General features: G+C 64.6%; 17 protein-coding genes. 4 read left to right on the top strand and 13 right to left on the bottom strand.

The annotated features are described in order from the left end of the window. Positions 1-15 precede the first annotated feature (15 nt). The 3 genes from D578_RS0111855 to D578_RS0111870 all read right to left on the bottom strand — a co-directional run bounded on the left by D578_RS0111855 (position 16) and on the right by D578_RS0111870 (position 2,736). Positions 16-624 (bottom strand): PAS domain S-box protein, encoded by a 609-nt coding sequence (locus tag D578_RS0111855; protein WP_018950160.1) that lies wholly within the window; start codon positions 622-624, stop codon positions 16-18. A 135-nt stretch (positions 625-759) separates the two neighbouring features. Next, complete coding sequence (locus tag D578_RS0111860) at positions 760-936, bottom strand: CsbD family protein (RefSeq protein WP_018950161.1); 177 nt, start codon at positions 934-936, stop codon at positions 760-762. 759 nt (positions 937-1,695) lie between these two features. Further along, positions 1,696-2,736 carry a fatty acid desaturase gene (locus D578_RS0111870; RefSeq protein ID WP_018950163.1) on the bottom strand — a complete coding sequence of 347 codons (1,041 nt, stop codon included), beginning with the start codon at positions 2,734-2,736 and terminating at the stop codon, positions 1,696-1,698. 695 nt (positions 2,737-3,431) lie between these two features. On the opposite strand from D578_RS0111870, the gene D578_RS0111875 reads away from it, so the two are divergent. The 3 genes from D578_RS0111875 (at position 3,432) to D578_RS0111885 (ending at position 5,484) form a co-directional block, all read left to right on the top strand. Then, a complete protein-coding gene (locus tag D578_RS0111875; protein ID WP_026289325.1) occupies positions 3,432-4,085 on the top strand; it encodes a Crp/Fnr family transcriptional regulator in 654 nt (217 codons plus the stop codon). Between the two features lie 344 nt (positions 4,086-4,429). Further along, positions 4,430-4,750 (top strand): rhodanese-like domain-containing protein, encoded by a 321-nt coding sequence (locus tag D578_RS0111880; protein ID WP_018950165.1) that lies wholly within the window; start codon positions 4,430-4,432, stop codon positions 4,748-4,750. A 5-nt stretch (positions 4,751-4,755) separates the two neighbouring features. Beyond that, complete coding sequence (locus D578_RS0111885; protein WP_018950166.1) at positions 4,756-5,484, top strand: glycosyltransferase; 729 nt, start codon at positions 4,756-4,758, stop codon at positions 5,482-5,484. Positions 5,485-5,506: 22 nt separating this feature from the next. Here the strand turns inward: D578_RS0111885 and D578_RS0111890 are convergent, their stop codons facing one another. The 8 genes from D578_RS0111890 to D578_RS14970 form a co-directional block, all read right to left on the bottom strand. Further along, positions 5,507-6,853 (bottom strand): sigma-54 dependent transcriptional regulator, encoded by a 1,347-nt coding sequence (locus D578_RS0111890; protein WP_018950167.1) that lies wholly within the window; start codon positions 6,851-6,853, stop codon positions 5,507-5,509. Next, positions 6,850-8,352 (bottom strand): HAMP domain-containing sensor histidine kinase, encoded by a 1,503-nt coding sequence (locus D578_RS0111895; RefSeq protein ID WP_026289326.1) that lies wholly within the window; start codon positions 8,350-8,352, stop codon positions 6,850-6,852. The genes D578_RS0111890 and D578_RS0111895 overlap by 4 nt, the downstream gene beginning before the upstream one ends. 1 nt (position 8,353) lies before the next feature. Further along, the gene (gene phnD / locus D578_RS0111900; RefSeq protein ID WP_018950169.1) at positions 8,354-9,193 is read right to left on the bottom strand and encodes a phosphate/phosphite/phosphonate ABC transporter substrate-binding protein; all 840 of its coding nucleotides are present in this window, start codon (positions 9,191-9,193) and stop codon (positions 8,354-8,356) included. Between the two features lie 81 nt (positions 9,194-9,274). Beyond that, entirely contained in the window at positions 9,275-10,210 is a 936-nt protein-coding gene (locus D578_RS0111905; protein WP_018950170.1) for a molecular chaperone, read from the bottom strand. Positions 10,211-10,345: 135 nt separating this feature from the next. Continuing rightward, entirely contained in the window at positions 10,346-11,554 is a 1,209-nt protein-coding gene (gene nrfD / locus D578_RS0111910; protein WP_018950171.1) for an NrfD/PsrC family molybdoenzyme membrane anchor subunit, read from the bottom strand. A 12-nt stretch (positions 11,555-11,566) separates the two neighbouring features. Beyond that, entirely contained in the window at positions 11,567-12,313 is a 747-nt protein-coding gene (locus D578_RS0111915; RefSeq protein WP_369772759.1) for a 4Fe-4S dicluster domain-containing protein, read from the bottom strand. Positions 12,314-12,353: 40 nt separating this feature from the next. Continuing rightward, positions 12,354-14,864: a molybdopterin-dependent oxidoreductase gene (locus tag D578_RS0111920; RefSeq protein WP_018950173.1), complete on the bottom strand. Its 2,511-nt coding sequence runs from the start codon at positions 14,862-14,864 to the stop codon at positions 12,354-12,356. Beyond that, positions 14,861-16,138, bottom strand: a complete 1,278-nt coding sequence (locus D578_RS14970) for a 4Fe-4S binding protein (protein WP_081617373.1) — start codon at positions 16,136-16,138, stop codon at positions 14,861-14,863. Before D578_RS14970 ends, D578_RS0111920 begins: the two co-directional genes overlap by 4 nt. Before the next feature lie 600 nt (positions 16,139-16,738). Between D578_RS14970 and D578_RS0111935 the strand changes: the two genes are divergently transcribed. After that, positions 16,739-17,197 carry a peptidylprolyl isomerase gene (locus D578_RS0111935; protein ID WP_026289327.1) on the top strand — a complete coding sequence of 153 codons (459 nt, stop codon included), beginning with the start codon at positions 16,739-16,741 and terminating at the stop codon, positions 17,195-17,197. 121 nt (positions 17,198-17,318) lie between these two features. On the opposite strand, the gene D578_RS0111940 is transcribed toward D578_RS0111935, so the two are convergent. Together D578_RS0111940 and D578_RS0111945 are read right to left on the bottom strand one after the other, a co-directional pair. Further along, positions 17,319-17,732 carry a bacteriohemerythrin gene (locus D578_RS0111940; RefSeq protein WP_018950177.1) on the bottom strand — a complete coding sequence of 138 codons (414 nt, stop codon included), beginning with the start codon at positions 17,730-17,732 and terminating at the stop codon, positions 17,319-17,321. 34 nt (positions 17,733-17,766) lie between these two features. Next, positions 17,767-18,591: a universal stress protein gene (locus D578_RS0111945; RefSeq protein ID WP_018950178.1), complete on the bottom strand. Its 825-nt coding sequence runs from the start codon at positions 18,589-18,591 to the stop codon at positions 17,767-17,769. Positions 18,592-18,595: the final 4 nt, after the last annotated feature.

Consider the following 18,595-nt stretch of genomic DNA (forward strand, 5'->3'; position numbering starts at 1 on the left):
GTCCCCCAAGCAGGTTCATCGCGGCGATGGCTCGCACCTCGATACAATCAGCAACACCTCCTCGCCTGACGGCCCCAGGCTCGCGGTCATTTGCAAGGGTTCTGCGCCGCCGCTCCCTAGACCGCTGGATTCGACCGAGCAGCAGACCCCCGCGGCGCCTTCACGGCACGCTTCGACCACGCCCTTAACCGCCGACTGGCTGCCCTGTGCGAACCACGAGGCAAGGGGCTCGCCCTCGAGTCCATTCGGTTCCGTGCCGAGCAGCTCGGCGCCCGCACGATTGCCTTCGAGGATTCTTCCATCGAGCCCGACGACCAGGTAACCCACTGGCGCAAACTCATAGAGGCCCCGATAACGAGCCATGGCCTGCTCCAGTTCCTCCTGGTCGGTTCTCAGCTGGGAATTTTGCAGATCCAGCTCGACCTGGTGGGTCTGCAATTCACTCAACAACCTGAGCGCGTCCGCGGCGGTATCGGGATCGCTTGCTAGCCGGTAAAGGAGCGTCAGCGAATCCGGGCCAACCGTCCAGCCACCGTTGGTCGGAGCCGAGCCCTCTTTAAGCCGGGACTCGGCGTCCTGGCGCAATTGCAACTGTCTCTCGTATTCCGGGCTCAGCTTCCGCATCGGTCCTCCAATTAAATCAACCAGAGATCACCGCCCCTGGTGCGCGCATGATAGCCCGGTCCCTGGTCATTCTGCTTCCCGGGGGCGGCACCGCGAGCGAAGCCGGTGACCGGGATCACCCGCGGGAAGCCCGGGTCAGGTGGAATCCTTGACGTCCTTCTTCAGGTCGCCATATCCCGCCTGAAGCTTTCCGCCCGCCTTCTGAGCGCTTCCTTTCGCTTCCAGTTCCTTGTTGCCAACGACCTTGCCGGCGGTCTGCTTCGCTTGGCCCTTGGCCTCTTCGACGCGGCCCTTGATCTGGTCCTTGTTCATGTCCTTCTCCCGTCAACGGTTGTCGATAAAAGGAGTCACGTCCGGGATAGCCGCTCGGCCCATCCGTCATTCAGTTACGGGGGGCCCGGCCCGCGTCCCGGATGCGGTCTCCGGCGCACTCGAGCGACTCGCCCACGTTCTCGGCGTTTCGCTAGCGCCAAGCTACGCGGGCCCCGAGCCCTGCGTCTGTCTGCTGCCGAACACAACCCGGCAGCCAGACGCAGCCCGCCCCGAGATTGGCATTCGGCAGTGCGGGCGTCTGTTCGCCACAAGCCGGACAATGCGGCGGACACTCAGCGCTCGCTGCCAGCTCGAACGAGCCCCGAAACTCCCTGTGCGGTGCCGCACCGACGGGCGATCCGGCCACGCATACCCTGAAAGGCGAGTCACCGGGTTCGGACAGCATGTCGCTGAGCCCGTCCAAACCAAGGAAAAGCTTATGAACCAGATCATCTACATCGTCGGCGCCATCGTTATCGTCCTGTTCATCCTGGGCTTCTTCGGACTTCGATAGGCCCCGCATCGTCGCGGCGGTGTTTCCGCCTGCGACTTTTGCTGGCTGCCGAACACCCCACCGGCCCGCTCAGGAAGCAATCACAGGCCCCCATCCTTCAGACGGGGTGCGGCCCGGGCGCCGCACCCCCATTCGCCGGTTGCGCGCCAGGGAGACCCCCAGGGAGACCCCTGATCCATTCGCACGTCCGGCCTCCGTGCCCGACGCCCCCCCGAGCGCCCTGCCGGAGAACTCGCTCTGTACGCTTACGCGCGTACCGGAGGCGTCTCCGTGCTTGCGTGCTCAAAGGGGACCAGACGCTGCCGTTCCTCGTCCCACAGGGCGAGCCGGGCGCAATGGAGGCTTTGCTTCAGCGTGACACGACTGATGTTGCGAAGCTGCGGATGGTCTTCCAGCACCTCGGACAACCGGTAGAACGGGATGCGGCTGGCGAGATGATGGACGTGGTGTACCCCGATATTCGCGGTCATCCAGCGCAAAACCGCAGGCAGCTCGTAATAGGAACTGCCGTAGAGCGCCGTTTCCTGGAAGCTCCACTCCTCGTCGTGCGCCCAGCGCGTATTCTCGAACTGGTGCTGGACATAGAACAGCCAGACGCCGATCGCGCCCGCCAGAACCGCGATCGGCAGGTGCACCAGGAGAAAGGTGCCCGCACCCACCAGCCACATCATCGCAACGACGACCAGCGCAATGCCCACATTGGTACCCATGGTGCTCAGCCAGGGCATCCATCCCGCGCGCATGAACCCGACGGGTAGGCGGTTGCTCAACATGAAAAGGTACACCGGACCCAGCCCGAACAGGATCAGCGGGTGCCGGTACAGCCGGTAACGCAGGCGTTGCGAGGGAGACAGCGCCTGGTATTCACGCACACTCAAGGTTTCGATGCTCCCCTCGTCCGCGCGATCCAGATTGCCGGAGTGCGCGTGATGGAGGGCGTGCGTGTGGCGCCAGAAGTCGTAGGGCGTGAGCGTCAATATGCCCAGGGCCCGCCCCACCCAGTCGTTCGCGCGCCGGGACGGGAAGAATGACCCGTGCCCGCAGTCATGCTGGATCATGAATAGCCGCACGAGAAATCCGGCAGCGGGAATGGCCAGCACCAGGCCGACCCAGTAGCCGGCACTCACGCTTGCCCAGGTCAGGAACCAGAAAAGGCCGAACGGGATCACGGTAACGACCAGTTCAAAGATGGCGCGAGCGAGAAGCGGCGTACGATACGCGGACAGTGCGCGCTGTAACGCCCGGGGATCATCGGTGGGTTCGACAGCCGCGGCTTGTGGCTCCATGCATGGACTCCGTACTTGGCCCGACATCCAGCCTCCGGGTTCGAAACCCATTGCCGGCGAGCCTGTTTCTGACATCGGGCTTTCGGTCTCGATACTACCGGGTCCGAAAGCCGTACACTTGCAACATATACTGGGGCCAGGCGCGCTCACCGTATGTTCGGTCCCACACACTGCGCCCGCGGTACCATGGCACCTTCCGCCCCCCCCGGCGGCGAACCTTGCCGTCTATGTGCCTCCACGAGTGCGTGCAGGCCCGTTGGTCACGCCAATTGGACACACACATTGAACCTGGAACATCCAAACCGCTGTTGCGCCCGGGTGTTGCTCGATCTGTCCGCCCTTCAAGCTCGGGTGCGCGCCCGCGCGGCTCGGGGCGACACGCATGAGGGTGGACGCCCCCGAAAAAACGCTACCGAACTCACGCTTGTTTAACTCGTGCGTTGACGTTGACGCCCAGCACCTGTGAGGCTATTAAAACAAATTGAAGGTACAACGACGACCGAATCCTTGAACAATTCAGCCAGCGATGGAGCGCAGTCGCGCTCGCGGCCACCGGGGGGGGTTATGTGCTGATCGAACCTTAGGGCAGGAGAGCCAGGATGCCGTTCTCGGATAGACCGCGGGAGAACCAGTTGCTCGCAGAACTTCCGCTCGACACGTACGCGCATTTTTCCCCGCACCTGGAGGCGGTGCCCATGCCTTTGGGTGAGGTCCTGGCCGAGCCCGGCCACCCGATGCGCTACGCCTACTTCCCCACGACGGCCATCGTGTCACTCCTCAACGTGATGCAGGACGGCGCAACAACCGAGGTCGCCATTGTCGGATACGAGGGCATGGTCGGGATCTCCTTGTTCATGGGCGGCGAGAGCACATCCAGCCGCGCTGTCGTGCATAGCGCCGGCCACGGGTTCCGGATGAAGGCCCCGATCCTGAAAGAGGAGTTCACTCACGGCGGCCACATGCAGCAATTGCTGTTGCGCTATACCCAGGCGTTGCTGACCCAGATGGCACAAACGGCGGTATGCAACCGCCATCACACCCTGGACCAGCAGCTCGCCCGTTGGCTGCTCCTGAATCTCGACCGTCTGCACACGAACACACTCGAAATGACCCAGGAACTGATCGCGCATATCCTGGGTGTGCGCCGAGAAGGCATCACCTGCGCCGCCGGAAAATTGCAGAAAGCGGGCCTGATCGAGTATCACCGGGGGCACATCACCGTGCTCGACCGGCCCGGGCTGGAGGCGTGTGCCTGCGAGTGCTATGCGTCGGTCCGGGCCGAATACCATCGTCTACTGTCAACACCGCCTGGCCTGGCGCCGAGGGACACATTGGCGATGTCTCGCTGACCAGCCCATCCCCTGAATCGACCTGAGTGGCTCGGCTTGTGCCGGGCCCATCCACCACGAACGTCGCGGGTCCGGGTGCCATCCGCATGCTCTCGCATGCCCCCCCATTCCCCACCGCCACGGTCATAAGGGTCCAGGACCGCCGCGATGTCCAGCCTGTCCTCCAGCCGCAAACCAGGCGACTCGATCCCGAGCGCCGCGACCCGCCGCCGTACGCGTTAATCAGGGCCTCCCCCAGCCGCCGCATGCCGGCCGATCCCTCTCGGCGCGGTAATGATCGTGTTTCTTGCACCCGGGCCCGCTGCACCCTAGCGTGGCGGCCTTACTCAGGCACGGATCGACCCATGCGCCAGATGTCTCCCCAAGAACTGAAGGACTACCTCGCCCAGGCGGAGAACCCGCCGCTGCTCCTGGATGTACGCGAGCCCTGGGAATATCAGCACTGCCACATCGAGGGCTCGCAACTGCTCCCGATGGGGCAGATCCCGACGGAGTATCCGGATCTGAACGCCGAGGACGAGATCGTCGTCATCTGCCACCACGGGGTGCGCAGCCAGCAGGTCTGCGGGTTCCTGGACCGGGCCGGATTCCAGCACGTGATCAACCTGACCGGCGGCGTCGATGCCTGGGCGCGCGAGGTCGATCCCCACATGCCGACCTACTGAACCGCTTGTCCCGCGCACCTGCCCTGTCGGTCATTATCCCGGCCTGGAACGAGGCCGAATGGCTACCGCGCACCCTGGCGGCGGTCCAGCAAGCGCTATCCGGCATCCACCGGAACAGCGAGATCATCGTGGTCGACAACGCCTCGACCGACCGCACGCCACAGATTGCCCAGGCCGCGGGATGCCGTGTCGTGTTCGAACCCGAGCGCCGCATCAGCCGCGCCCGCAATGCCGGCGCAGCCGCAGCCTGCGGCGATTACCTCCTGTTCGTCGATGCCGACACCTGGCCCGACCGCGCCCTGCTGCAGGCGACACTGGAAGCACTGGACAGCGGCGACGTCTGCGGGGGCGGCGCACGGGTCACCTTCGACCACCTCAGCCACCGGATCTATCGCTGGGGTGCCACCGCGTGGAACACCCTCTCCGCGCGCCTGAGCCTGGCGGCGGGTTGCTACGTCTTCTGCACCCGCGAAGCCTTCGCGGCGGTTGGCGGCTTCAGCGAGGCCGTGTACGCGGGGGAAGAGGTGTTCCTGTCCCGGGCGCTGAGACGCTGGAGCCGTGCGCACGGCCAGCGCGTCGAGATCCTGGACACCCCCGTCCTGACCTCCGGCCGCAAGGCGGACTGGTTCCATCCGGGCCGCCACGTCCTCGTGGTGACGCAGGTCCTGCTGTTCCCCTGGAGCCTGCGTTCCCGCCGCCTCAGCTGGTTCTGGTACACCCGGCCACGCCAGTGACGGAACCGGAACCCGGGGTACCTCAGCCCTGGCGACCGGTATCCGACGACAACCCGAGACGCTTCATGCGCTCCCATAGATTCTTGCGGCTGATGCCCAGGTTGGCCGCCGTATTGGCGATATGGCCATCGTGTAACTCCAGCGCGCGCAGGATGTAGCTTTCCTCGCAGACCTGCAGGTACTGACGGAGGCGCGCGCCTTCCGCATCATCCCCCGTGGAGGGTTCCTCGCCCGGTTCGTCGAACAGGCTGTCGGCCTGCAGATTCGGGCCGGGGCTCATGATGCAGGCACGTTCGATCGCGTGCTTGAGTTCGCGGATATTGCCCGGCCAGGGGTGGCGCAGCAGCGCGTTTTCCGCGGCGGGCGTGAGCATCTTGCGCGGCTCCCCGTGCTCCCGCGCGTACCCATCAAGGAAACGCCGTACCAGCCAGGGAATGTCCTCCGGGCGCTCGCGCAACGGCGGGATGCGCAGGTGGATCACGTGGATACGGTAGTAGAGGTCCTCGCGGAATTGCCCCTCGCGCACCATCTGCAGCAGATCGCGGTGGGTGGCGCAGATCAGACGCAGCTCCACCGGGATGGCCTTTTCCCCGCCCACCCGCACGATCTGGCGCTCCTGGATCGCGCGCAGGAGCTTGACCTGCATGACCGGCGGCATATCCCCCACCTCGTCCAGGAACAGCGTCCCACCATGCGCCTGCTCGAAAACGCCCGGGCGCGCCCGCACCGCACCGGTGAAGGCCCCCTTCTCGTGGCCGAACAGCTCGGCCTCCAGCAGGGTCTCGGTCAGGCCACCGCAGTTCACCGGCACGAAGGGCTGATCCGAACGTACCGGGTCGAGGCGGTGCAGCTCGCGCGCCACGGCCTCCTTGCCAGTGCCCGACTCGCCGGTAATCAATACGGTGCTGGCCTGTTCCGCAAGCCGTCCCAGCAGCGCGGCGATGCGTCTCATCGCGGCCGAGGTACCCAGCGTGGTCTCGCCCGAGGCATCCTCGCCATGGTCGCTGGCCAGATCCGCGACCTTGTCCACCAGTGCATCGAGATCGAACGGCTTGGTGATGTAGTCGGCCGCCCCGCGCTTGAGCAGCGCCACGGCGCGATCCACCGCGCCGTAGGCGGTGATGAACAGCCAGGGTGCCTGGACACCGTGGGCCTCCTGCCACTCCAGGAACAACTCGTCGCCATAGCCATCGCCCAGGCGAATGTCGCTCAGGACGACCGCGTAGCCACCCCTTGCCAGTTGTTCCCGAGCCTTGGCAATGCTCCGGGCCCAGTCCACTGCATAGCCTTCCAGCTCGAAGCGATCACACAGGGATTCGCCCATGATCTCGTCGTCCTCGATCAGGCACAGGAGCGGACGTTCGTTCATGAGCTCTCCCCTTCCGACAATGGCAACGTCACCTCGAAGATGGTCACCGATTCGTTGCTTGTCACCTCGATCTGTCCGTCCAGTTGCTGGATCAGCTGGTACGTCACCCAAAGCCCGAGGCCATGCCCCTCGCCGCTGCTGGTAGCGAATGGCTCGAACAAGTGGGCCATGCGTCCGCGGCTGATGTGCTTCCCCCCGTTGGAGATGGCAGCGTGGAAGAAGCGGTTGTCTGCCCGCAGCCAGCAGAGCACCTCGCCGCCCTCGTCGCTCGCCTGCACCGCATTCAGCAGCAGGTTCAGCAGGACCTGGCGCACCTGGGACGACGGCAGCGCCACCGGCGCATCGATCGCATTGTCCCAGACCAGGCGCAGCCCCTTGCGCTGGATGTCCGGCTGCACCAGCGTGCGGATATCCTGCAGATCATCCGGTGTCAGCGCGTGACTCTCCAGACGCGCCTCCACCAGCAGTGCCCCCACCGTGCCCTTGATCTGGACCAGACCGCGCTCCAGCAAGGAGATCGTGCGATCCGCCACCGGGTCGCGCTCGTCGCCATGGCGCTTGTAGGTGCTGATCGCGTTCAGCATGCCACCCAACGGGTTGTTGATCTCGTGGGCGATACCCGCGGTAAGACGCCCGACAGCCGCGAGCCGCTCGGAGGCCACCATGCTGCGTTCCAGCTCCTCCTTCTCGCGCAGCTCGTCCAGCATGCGCCGAAAGCGGTACGAGACCTGACCGATCTCGTCCCGCCCATCGTACAGATCGCACTGGATATCACTGGGCACCTCGGTCCCCACCCGCCCCATGCAGGCAGACAGGTGTGCGAGCGGATCGGTCAGGCGTTTACCCCAGTACCAGCCGAGCGGTAGCAAGATGACCAGCACCAGCAAGGTTCCGAGGATGACTTGTTCCAGCGCGTTGAGGAACCGTGGCACAAGCAGGGCGCTGGAATAACTCAGGACCAGGGTCCCCAGGGGGGCCGAGTCCTCCGCAAGGATCGGCACTACCATCACGTAACGTCCGGGCCAGACATCATCGAACACCACCGGGCGTCGGTCGTCACGGGCCTCGATCCGACGCACCAGCTCCGCATGTTCGGCGCCACGCCGGGCCAGCTCGTCCAGCATCGGGTATTCCCGTGGACGCGACGCCACATACACCCGGCTCCGCGTATCCAGTACATAGATTTCGCGTTCGGGCTTGCCCTCAACCGGGATCGCGGGCTGCTCGCCCTGCTCCACCGCGTACTGCCAGCCGGCATCCCTCTCCAGGGGCGACATGATCGTCTCGTACGCCATCCACACCTCGTCCCGCTTCATTGCCGGACGCAGGGTCTGGCTGAGGACCGTCCCCAGGTCGAGAGCATTCGAGATCAGATCATCGCGACTGTCCTGATACGCCCGCACCAGCAGCACACTGGACAGGATCAGCGCCGTCAGCAGGATCACCAGCACCGCGCTCAATGGCGTCTTGACCCTGTAGCTGAGGTTCCGAAGTCGCATCTCAACCGCGTTCGACGTGCCGCATTAAACGTTCGATACCGGTATACAACTCGGCGTCCGGGTCTCCGAAGCCGTCCAGATAGAATTGCTCCAGCAGGGCTCTTCCCTGCCCCGAACCCTGCATACCTTGCAAGGCATCCCGAAACCGTCCCCGTAACTCGGGATCGACGCCGTTCCGGGCGACCACCGGGGGAAACCCGTAGGTCTCCGAGCGCCAGATGATCCGGGTGCGTTCGGTCAATTCCGGATGCAGACGGGCCAACGCGTCATAGACATACCCGTCGACCGCCCCGCCATTCGCCAGGCCCACCGCAACCGCCTCGATCACGTTACGGTGCGCACCGGCAAAGAAGGTCCGTGCAAAGAAGCCCTCGGGATCATGACCGGCGGCAAGCAGCCGGGCCTGCGGCACCAGCCACCCCGAATTCGACAGCGGATCGGAAAAGGCAAAAAGCCGCCCTTCCAGATCCTCGAGGGTCTCGGTCCGGGCATCATCCGCCCCGACGATCAGGTACGAACGGTACAAGGGTTCGCCCTGATAAATGGGCACCGTCAGCACATCCATATGCTCCCGATAGCGGACATACGGATACCCGCAGAGCCAGGCAAAATCCACACGCCCATTCAGGACCAGTTCGGTGATCTCGCGATAGTTGCCGCGCTGGACGAACTCCACCGACCTGCCAAGCCGTTCCTCCAGGTACCCCTGCCAGCGATTCAGGAAGGTCTGGTCGTTCAGAAACACCGGCGTCAGGCCAATCCGCACGGACGACCGCGCCGTTGCCGCCCCCGAAATCCCCGGTGCGAGGAACACCAACCCCAGAAAGTTGCGGCGCTTCATACGACGTGCCCTGCCTCCGAGGTTGCCTAGCATTGGCAGTATATCAACCCGCTTACCCCGAGCCTTCGAGGCCGGTCGACCCTACATCTGCTTGCGGGCGCTTTCCGGGAGCTTGACCTTCATCCGGCTCAGGCCCATCTCGCCGTCCCGACAGTTCGGACAGACATACATGTGATCGGTCGCCAGACCCCGCTCCTCCAGTTGCCGCACCATAAAGGCCAGGTCTCCGCTGGGAATGAAATCTGCTCCGCATACCCGACACGCGGCCGGCCCGGTCTCGATCTCCTGGTCGCCCTCGGGCATCCGCGCCCGAACCACCTCTTCCAGTGAAGGCTTCGCGGCTACCGAAACCTCCTGCTCGATTACGGGGGCGATTCCTTCCAGGCACTCGGTCACTTTCGACACCAGACCGCGCAGTACGATGGCCAGGCGTCGATACCCCTCGGCGGCGGGGGCATGCCCCACCGCCTCGTCCAGTTGCCGTTGGAAATTCGGTAACCATGGATTCAGAAACCGGCGGACGAAATTGCCGGCCTCCGCCGCGATCCGTTCGCGCTCCTGCTGGTCCTCGGCATCCGCCGCAAGCCCGAGCAGGTAACCCACAAACTGCAGTTGCAGGGCCAGATGATCCGGCAAATCGCGAAAATCCGGATCCCGTGCAAGCCCGTAGCGCTGATAGAAGGCTTCCATCTCCACTGTGGACGAGCCCATCAGGCTGCCCTGGAGCTGAATCCCGGCGTTCAGGGGAGCCGGAAATGGCGGTGAAAGAAACAACCGGCTGTAGATGCGCAACAGCCCGCCCTCCGTGTCTCCTGTTTCGCGCAGGGCGTGCTGCAGCCCGTCCAGGTCCTCTTGCGCGGCGAAATTGAGTTCACTGTTCAGCGCCTGCAAGTCCTCGATCAGGGGCCCCTGCATCGCCTCGACCCGGGTGCGATCGCGCGGTGGCAAAAAGGCCTGCCCCAAACAGAGCATGGCCTCACCAAGCGGAAGCAGGGATGGATTCTCCGTATCGTTCATGTCGACTCCTAGGTCGCTGCTACGGCTTCCCGCAAGTGGTTTCACCGTCGGGCATTCATATCCGAATCACAACGGAAAACGCCGGAGGCCCGGAACCATCCGAGCCTCCGGGTTTCCCGGCTAGCCGCATCCAACTCAGGAACTGACGGTCGCCTGTCGGCCGCGCACGGACTCATCGCCCGCAAACGCCATCGGGCTGTCGGAAAGATTGAACAGGCGTTCACCCAGGGCATACAGGGCGAAAACCAGCGCAATACCCATCACGGTCAGCACCCATTCCATGGGGGATGGGGCATATTCCACCAGCCCCCGCTCCCAGGTTCCCTTGAATAGCGGGACCACCTGGCCACCGACCACGAAGTACAGCCGCTCGATGAAGATTCCGACCAGCACCAGGATGGCCGCCAGCATCTGGACACCCGGCGCGTTGCGCATACCCCGCGCCAGCAGCAGCACGAACGGCAGCAGGATTCCACCCCACACCGCGAAGTGGAACCAAGCGGAAGCCAGCAGATACTCGCTCCACACCACGTTGACCTCGGGTGCATTCGCGTACAGACCGGTCGTCATCCGGGACAGGAACAACACCAGCGTGATCCCGGCCAGCGACAGAAACAGCTTCGGCAGTGGGCCCTCGACATCCATGCGCAGAGCCTCGGGCATACGCGAACGATTCATGCCGTAGGAAAGATGGGTGAAGAACACCAGCGCCGCGACACCCGAGAGCGCCGCCGTGGCGTAGAACCAGACCGGCAAGGTCGGATCGAACCAGAACGGCCGCATGCCCATCATCCCGAACACCAGCGCAAGCGTACCGGCCGCCAGTAGTACGGCGATGAACGATGCGATCCCGAGCTGGCGGCTGAGCCAGCTGGTCCAGTCGCCCCGTTCCATCATGTGGAACTTCCAGGCCATGAAGATCAAATCCAGGAGGTAGAACACCCCCATCCAGAACATCGCGGACTCGATCTGCAGGTTCAGCGGGATCGCCCACAGCATGCGGAAGGTGTGACCCAGCTCCATCGCAAGCACTGCGAGGCCCGCCACCAGCGTTACGATCGCGAGCCAGATGGCCCGCTTGATCAGCGGATAGTACTGCTTGAAGCCGAACACCATGGCCAGTGCGGCAATCAGGGTCAGCCCCGAGGACATCAGGGCGAAATAGACATAGGTGGCGATCGGCAGCCCCCATGCCACATTGGCGTCCATGTTGAAGGCCGCATGGCCCCGAGTGAGCAGGGCAAATGCAACGATGGCGAACGTCACGACCGCAATGACGCCCCCCACAACAAGCATGCCCGTCATCAGCCCCGTGTTCTTGCGATCAATGGTATCTGCACTCATGACTTCTCTCCCTTAGGATTTCGGCTGGAACGCGGGGATACCGGCGCCGGCACCGAGGTAGTAGACCTGCGGACGGTTACCGGTGTGATCCTTTAACCGAATCCCTTTCTTGTTCGCGATCAGCTTGTTCACGTTGCTGTCCGGGTTATCCAGATCGCCAAAGAAACGTGCCTTGGGCGGACAGGTCCGCACGCAGGCCGGCACGTAGTCGACCAAGTCCGGATCGTCCTCGTCGAGGTCCGGAACACCTTCCGGTGCCTTGCTCACGCGGTGGTAGCAGAAGGTGCATTTCGACACCACGCCTTTCGGCTGGACGCCAATGCCACGCCTCGGGTCCTGATCCGGACTCTGGCCCGGCGGATCCCAGAGCTGCCCGCCACTGCCGGGAAAGACCTCCTTGAGGTCCGGCTCCACCAGGGGGGCCTCGTCGGCGAAGAAGCGCACGCCGTAAGGGCAGGCGATCATGCAGTACTTGCAGCCGATGCACTTGTCCCAGTCGATGAACACGATGCCACCGGCGTCGGGATCCTTGTAGGTCGCCCGGGTGGGGCAGACGTGCACGCAGGACGGGTCCTCGCATTGCATGCACGGCCGCGGCAGCCACTTCATCTGGCCGCTCGGGTACTCCCCTTCGGTGTAAAACAGCACGTCCTGCCAGTTCTCGCCGGGCAGGGTGTCGTTCTCCATGCCACAGGCAGTGGTACAGGCCTGGCAGCCAGTACACTTGTCGAGGTCAATGACCATTCCCCACTTTGCCATCTTCTAGTCTCCTGAAATCGTTCGCATCAAGGTGTCGGGCCTAGACCCGTTCCACATCCACCTTGCCGGTGTAGTAGGCAACCAGGCCGGAGATCGGATCCGACACGTTGGCGGTAATCTCGTTGGGGTTCCCGGGCGCCACCGAGCGCTCCTGCGCCTCGGCCCAGCGACCCTGCGCCCAGTGCCCGTGTTCGTACGGCAGCACAATGGTGTCCGGGCGATTCTGGGGCATGAAGCGGACATAGCCTTCGATGGTCCCGAGATCCGCGGTGATGCGGACCCGATCGCCATCCCGGATCCCGCGTTCACGTGCGGTACTCGGGTGCATCTCCACGTAGGTGCGATCATTGCCCCCGACGCTCGGCTGCATCAGGGCAATGGCGTGCGGGATGTTGCCGCTTCGCCCCTCCGCAGTCATCGGGGTCTTGGGCGTCACGAAAAAGAGGTCGCGGTTACCGCCCGTGTATTCGGGCGCCACCCATTGCGGGAACCCGACGCGGTCACGGTCCACAGCCAGATGCTGCGTGATGTAGTCAGCCTGTTCCTCGAGATGCGAGGACTTGAACTCGAACTTGCCGGACTGGGTGCGCAGCAGCTTTTCCCCGACCTCCTCTTCGGACATCTCGCGGTTGTAGCCGTCACCATCCCACTCGAGGAACACACCCCGGTGCTGTTTCCAGTGATACGGCTTCTTGTACCAGACACCCTTCTCGACCCAGGACTCGTAACTGTCGACACCGTTATCGCCCGGGTCGTCCTCGAAGCCCCGCGCCAGGTGACGCAGGAGGTTCTCGACGCTGTCGATCTGACGGTAGTAATCGCCGGTCGGCCCGTTAATGCGCTTGCCGATCTCGATCATCATGTTGCCGAACTCGGTGGTGTCGTAGAGCGGCTCAACCGCCGGCACCCGCAGCGCGGTCATCGGCCAACCCTCGAACGGATAGGTTGGCGAGTCCTGCAAGCGTTCCAGATAGGTGGATTCGGGCAGGATCAGATCGGCGAACTTCGCCGTTTCCCCCGGGTAGGGCGAGGTATCCACCACGAAGATCTCGCTCATCATCTTTTCCCATTCCGGCGCATCCGGCGCGGTCCAGATGGGGTTGGTGGTGTAGAACATCGCCATCTTCAGCTTGTAGGGGTCGCCGGCGTTATGGTTCTTCGCCGTTTCCTGCATCATGGTTCCGGCAAACGGCCACCGTTCAGTCCCCGCCATGTCGATCCGGGGATGCCTGCCGGCCATATCGCGCGCGATATCGTCCATGTAGTCGCCCGCATCGGCCGGGCCCGAGCCATAGGACGGCCCCATCTGGTAGAACAGCCCCCCTTCGGCGAACATCGCGCCAGACAGCGCGTTCAGGGCGTGAATGGCCATCCCGTTGTACACACCATTGGTATGCGAAGTCGGGCCGCGTTCAAAGACCGCCATCGCCGGTCGGGTGGTACCGAATTCGCGCGCGGTCTTGAGGATGTCACTGGCTGGAATGCCGGTGATGCCTTCCGCCCATTCGGGGGTGCGGTCCTTCAGTTCGGCGTTCCACCAGTCGGCCAGGCCGAGCGTCCACTTCTCCTCGAACCGGTTGCGACTCACGTGCTGCCCGGTACGGAACCGGTTACGACCGTCGTCGAAGTCGCCCACGAACTCCCGGTCCCAGAGACCCTCGGTCAGCATCACATGGGCAATCGCCAGGGCCAGGGCCCCATCCGTTCCCGGTTTCACCATCAAATAGCGGTCGGCGGCCGCCATGGTCGGATTCATCCGCACATCCACCGCAGTGACCTGGGTGCGCGGGCTCTTGCTGCGCATATGTCCCCATACCTGCATCAGGTAGTTGTAGGGACGGAAGGCCTCCAGGAAACTGGCCCCGAAGGTCAGCAGGTAGTTGGCATTCTTGTAGTCATAAGAGTTGTACGAATTGTTGCCGTCAGTGGCGGCCTTGGCCCGCTTCGACCCCTCCGCGCACATCGAGGCGTGCCCGATGGCGGAATTCGGCGTGCCGACCAACTGCCCGAACGCGCCGTACAGCCCTGCATCACTCGGGCCCCAGCCACGCCCGTAGAAATGCGCGATCTTGTGCGCCTCACCGTTCTCGCGCAGTTCATTGATACGGGTGGCGATCTCGTCATAGGCCTCATCCCAGGAGATCGGCTCCCAGCCAGGATCCTCGTTCCGGCCCTTTTGCGGATTGGTTCGCCGCATCGGCCCCTTGAACCGGTCAGGGTCATACAGGAAATAGGTTCCAAGATGGCCCTTGGGACAGAGCTTGCCGTTCGCGATCGGATTGCCCGGGTCGCCATAGATGGAGGTCACGCGGCCGTTATGCGTGTACACGTTAATTCCGCAACGGGCCGGGCACTGGTGACAAATATTCTTGGTCACCTGGGCATCCGCAAAGGTCGCGGCGCTCGCGGTACTGGTCACACCCGCCGATCCCGCGGCGGCCGTGAATCCGGCCAGTTTGCCCATGCCGGCAACCCCCGCCACGGCCCCGGTCGCACCGGTGGCCTGCAGAAATCGCCTGCGGTTCAGCATTTTTTCCAGGATGGCTTTCATAGATTCTCCTCCACTCCCTTCAGCTCTTCTCGTGGCCCCGTGCCGGCGTGGCCCGGAGGTGTTTCGTCGCGACCCGGGGCGACGGCGGCGTCCCGGGAATGCTCGGCGGGCTTTCCGAACAGCAGCTCGTAACCGCCATCCGCCAGTAGCCCGTATTTCTTCGCGCAGGACGCGCAGAGCCCCTCTTCACGATTGCCGGGGCAGAACGCCCGGCATTCGCGGCAGTACTGATGCGCATGCCGGATCAGCGGCCCGGACACACCGTCCTCGGGTGCCAGTTCCAGCGCCCGTTCCGGGCACACGCGGACACACAGCTCGCAGGCGATGCAATCCGCGGGCTCGAAATCGAGTCCACTCCCGTCCTCGTCGTTGACCGCCCGGAGCGCCCCGGTCGGACAAAGCGACGCGCACACGCGCTGGTTGCAACAACGCGATTCGTCCACACCGAGGCGGGGAGCCATCGACGCCGGAACCGTGCTCGCGAACGTCCCTACCGCCCGCGACAGTCGCTGGCGCGGCAGGGCCGCGATCTTGTCCACCAGGGGACGCGTTTCCGCGGCGCCCTCCGCAGGGGCATCCAGACCGGCGCCACTCAGTGCGCCACCCGCGGAGCGTCCCGCCATCTGCCGGAACAACTCCCGTCGGCCGAAGCGCGTCTCGCATTCGGGCAACGGAATCGATTGGCTCGTCGCCCGGCGCGCCGCCAACGGCCGATCCTCTACCCGGGGCCAACGATGCGGCGGGGCCCCCGCCGACTCCAGAGCAGACGCAGCAACGGCCACCGACTCCGCCATCGGGACGGGTTGCCCCCCGGCCGGACAGGATTCGCACCAGCCGCGGTTGATCAGCACGAGGGGCGCACCACGCAGGGCCGACAATTCGGCCAGGGTGCCGCTGTCCAGGCCCGCCAGACAGGGAACCCGCAATGCCCCACTGTCCATGGCCTCGCGCGGGACGCGCCAGCATTCGACCGGCAACTCTGCCGCGCTGTCCTCGACCGGACCGTCCAGGTTCTCGGAACGCGGGAATCCGCTCACACGCAGCGCTCCAGTGGGGCACGCCGCGGCACACTGGCCGCAACGCAGACAGGTGTCCGCAAGCGTGAGCGTTCCCCTTGCGCCTTCCAGTGCGTCCGCCGGGCAGGCATCGGCGCAGTCGCTGCACCGCGACAGCGGCGAACGCCCGGGAAGACAAGCGGAAGCCAGAAACGCCACCTCGGGGATATCCGGGTGCAAACGCTGATAGGCATGCTGTGGTGCGGTGGTTTCCCGCATTCAATCCCCCAGGTTGGGACCGGACTCACCGGATGTCGGCGACCATGGCAGGCCGCTTCACGGCCAGCGTCTCGGTTATATAGGGATCGAGTTGCAAAGCGTGTGCCAGATCACGCCAGAAGCCTCCCATCGGCCACCTGACGGGCTCCGGCAACGACGCGCCGGACTTGCGGCGCGCAGCCTTGTTACCCAGCGGTAACGGTTTCGAGATTTCCAGCTCAGAAGTGGTTACCGGTTGGTAACCCCGAGTGGGTCCGTCCACGCGGCCGCTCAGGCCGTAGCGGAAATGGCCCACAAATCGGCGACCCAAAATCTGTGTCGTAGCGCCTTGTGGCGATGCCGGTGGCCTCAGGACGTATCCCGGATACCGTTACATGGCCCGATGGTTGCTAGGGACACTGCAGGCGACGGCATCCCTAGCCGAACGCCCATGTGCATCTCCGGCGTGCTTCCAACGCCACCTCTGTTGGGCCGGCCTGGCGCCGGCCCTTTTTTATATGTTTTGTTTGAGGGGTAGCGAGTCGCTACCGCCGCGCACGGCAAAGGCGTGGCCGCAGACCGAGAGCCTCCGAAATATTTTTCGCATGGGAGAGAGATAACGTGATACCGGGAACCATTGCACGCGGCCAGGCCGTGACCCTGCTGTACACGGTTCGCGACGATGCCGACGGCAGCCCACTGGACGACTGGCTGAAACATCCCGCGGACGAGCCGATACGCTATGTGCATGGCCAGGAGGACGCCGGCCTGCCCGGTCTGGCGCCCGCGCTACAGGGGATGCAGGCCGGCGACCGGGGTAAACTCACCATTCCGCCGGTGCTTGCCTTCGGCGAACACCGGCCGGAATTGGTCTTCGAAGCCGTACGCGAGAATCTGCCCGACAACATCGCACTGGAACCGGGCCAGCGGCTCTACAGCCGTGGCGAACAGAATGTCTTTCAATTGAAGGTCGTTCGGCTTACCGAGAAGGGCGCGATCCTCGACGGCAATCATCCGCTGGCCGGGCGAACCCTGTGCGTGCAGTACCAGATCCTGCAGGTCGACAATGCCGAGGACTGACCGCTCCACGCCACGGGACACGGGGATTGCCCCCTGACGCCACAAACAAGGCACGGCCCCGCCCCAGGGGTTCATTGCCCCCCTTGCCTTTGGCTCCTCGCAACGACGAGGGAAAAAACGCCTACGCGTCGGCCCTTTGCGCAAACTGGGCCAGCAAGGCATCCATGGTGGTGAAATGGCGCTGATACCAGGGGATGATCTCGTCATCCAGGGCGGCCGCGAGATCCCCGCCCTGCACCGAACCGTCCTCCAGCCCGGCCAGCAGCGCCTCCCAGCGCGCCAGATGGGCCGCGTGCTCCTGGCGGTGATAGTCCGCCTGAGGAAAGCGCACGCGCTCCATCAGCGCATCCTCGCGGGCGAAGTGCTCGCGGTTGTAGTCCACGAAGGCGGCAAAGGCCGCGTGCAGGGCCGCGTCGTCGCCCGCCGCCCGGGCCTGCCCGACCTGGTCGAGCAGGCGCGCCGCCTCGTGGTGGTCCTCATTCATGGAGGCCTGTTCCAGTTTGGGCACCTTCAGGGCCCGTTGTGCATCGCTCATGGTCCGCTCCTTGTGTTGCATACGGTTAGCGTGCTCAGTGTTGGCTTGGCACCAGCAACGTCAGGCGCCGGGCCTGACGGCATACGGCTTCGGCCGTGCTGCCGAGCAGCAGGTCGGTGACCGGGTTACGGCCACGCTTGCCGATGATCACAAGATCCACAGCCTTTTCCTCCGCCACCCGGCCGATCACGACCGAGGGCTTGCCCTGCCCCACGAGCACGGTATCAAAGGCGCGCTCCCCGGCTCGCTGCACCAGACCCTCGACATGGGCCTCGATGGCCCGACGTTCGTCGGCACGATCGGGATCATCGTCCCAGCGCCCGACCGCGACCACCACCCCGCGACGGCACTCGGGCAGCACCTTGAGAAAGACCTCTTCCGCCGCCTCAGCGGCCTGCGAGCCATCGGTGGCGAGTAGCGGGCGGCACACCGGGGCCTCGGCCAGTACCACGTCGCCATCGGTGGGTACCAGCAGCAACGGCCGCCGGGCGCGGCGCGCGAGGTCCAGCACCGTGCTGCCCAGAAAGATGTCGCGCAACGTGCTGTGACCATGGCTGCCGGCCAGGATCACGCCGGCGCCGCGCTCGCGGGCCACGCGTTCCAGCTCGGACGCCACCGCACCTGCGCAGACGGCCGTATCCATCTCGAAGCCGCGCTCGCGCAGCCTCGCAGCCATCTCCTCCAGGCGCTGTTCGTAATACGGGCCATGCCCCAGCTCGGGGGCCTGGGTGTAGCCCTCGACCAGCACGTAGGCCAGGGTCAACCGCCGGCAACCCAGGGCCCGCAGGCGTTCGAGCTGGGTCTCCAGCCGGGCCGAGGCAGGCGAGAAGTCCACTGCAACCAGAATATGTTCGAACATCGTA

This window comes from Thioalkalivibrio sp. ALMg11 (assembly GCF_000377905.1).
Lineage (GTDB): Bacteria > Pseudomonadota > Gammaproteobacteria > Ectothiorhodospirales > Ectothiorhodospiraceae > Thioalkalivibrio.

Bases quoted from the DNA above. Each gene is read 5' to 3' on its own strand.
- D578_RS0111870 (WP_018950163.1), bottom strand. From the start codon at position 2,736: ATGGAGCCACAAGCCGCGGCTGTCGAACCCACCGATGATCCCCGGGCG.
- D578_RS0111895 (WP_026289326.1), bottom strand. From the start codon at position 8,352: ATGCGACTTCGGAACCTCAGCTACAGGGTCAAGACGCCATTGAGCGCG.
- D578_RS0111880 (WP_018950165.1), top strand. From the start codon at position 4,430: ATGCGCCAGATGTCTCCCCAAGAACTGAAGGACTACCTCGCCCAGGCG.
- D578_RS0111940 (WP_018950177.1), bottom strand. From the start codon at position 17,732: ATGAGCGATGCACAACGGGCCCTGAAGGTGCCCAAACTGGAACAGGCC.
- D578_RS0111945 (WP_018950178.1), bottom strand. From the start codon at position 18,591: ATGTTCGAACATATTCTGGTTGCAGTGGACTTCTCGCCTGCCTCGGCC.
- D578_RS0111920 (WP_018950173.1), bottom strand. From the start codon at position 14,864: ATGAAAGCCATCCTGGAAAAAATGCTGAACCGCAGGCGATTTCTGCAG.
- nrfD (WP_018950171.1), bottom strand. From the start codon at position 11,554: ATGAGTGCAGATACCATTGATCGCAAGAACACGGGGCTGATGACGGGC.
- D578_RS0111890 (WP_018950167.1), bottom strand. From the start codon at position 6,853: ATGAACGAACGTCCGCTCCTGTGCCTGATCGAGGACGACGAGATCATG.
- D578_RS14970 (WP_081617373.1), bottom strand. From the start codon at position 16,138: ATGCGGGAAACCACCGCACCACAGCATGCCTATCAGCGTTTGCACCCG.
- phnD (WP_018950169.1), bottom strand. From the start codon at position 9,193: ATGAAGCGCCGCAACTTTCTGGGGTTGGTGTTCCTCGCACCGGGGATT.
- D578_RS0111905 (WP_018950170.1), bottom strand. From the start codon at position 10,210: ATGAACGATACGGAGAATCCATCCCTGCTTCCGCTTGGTGAGGCCATG.
- D578_RS0111875 (WP_026289325.1), top strand. From the start codon at position 3,432: ATGCCTTTGGGTGAGGTCCTGGCCGAGCCCGGCCACCCGATGCGCTAC.
- D578_RS0111915 (WP_369772759.1), bottom strand. From the start codon at position 12,313: ATGGCAAAGTGGGGAATGGTCATTGACCTCGACAAGTGTACTGGCTGC.
- D578_RS0111860 (WP_018950161.1), bottom strand. From the start codon at position 936: ATGAACAAGGACCAGATCAAGGGCCGCGTCGAAGAGGCCAAGGGCCAA.
- D578_RS0111855 (WP_018950160.1), bottom strand. From the start codon at position 624: ATGCGGAAGCTGAGCCCGGAATACGAGAGACAGTTGCAATTGCGCCAG.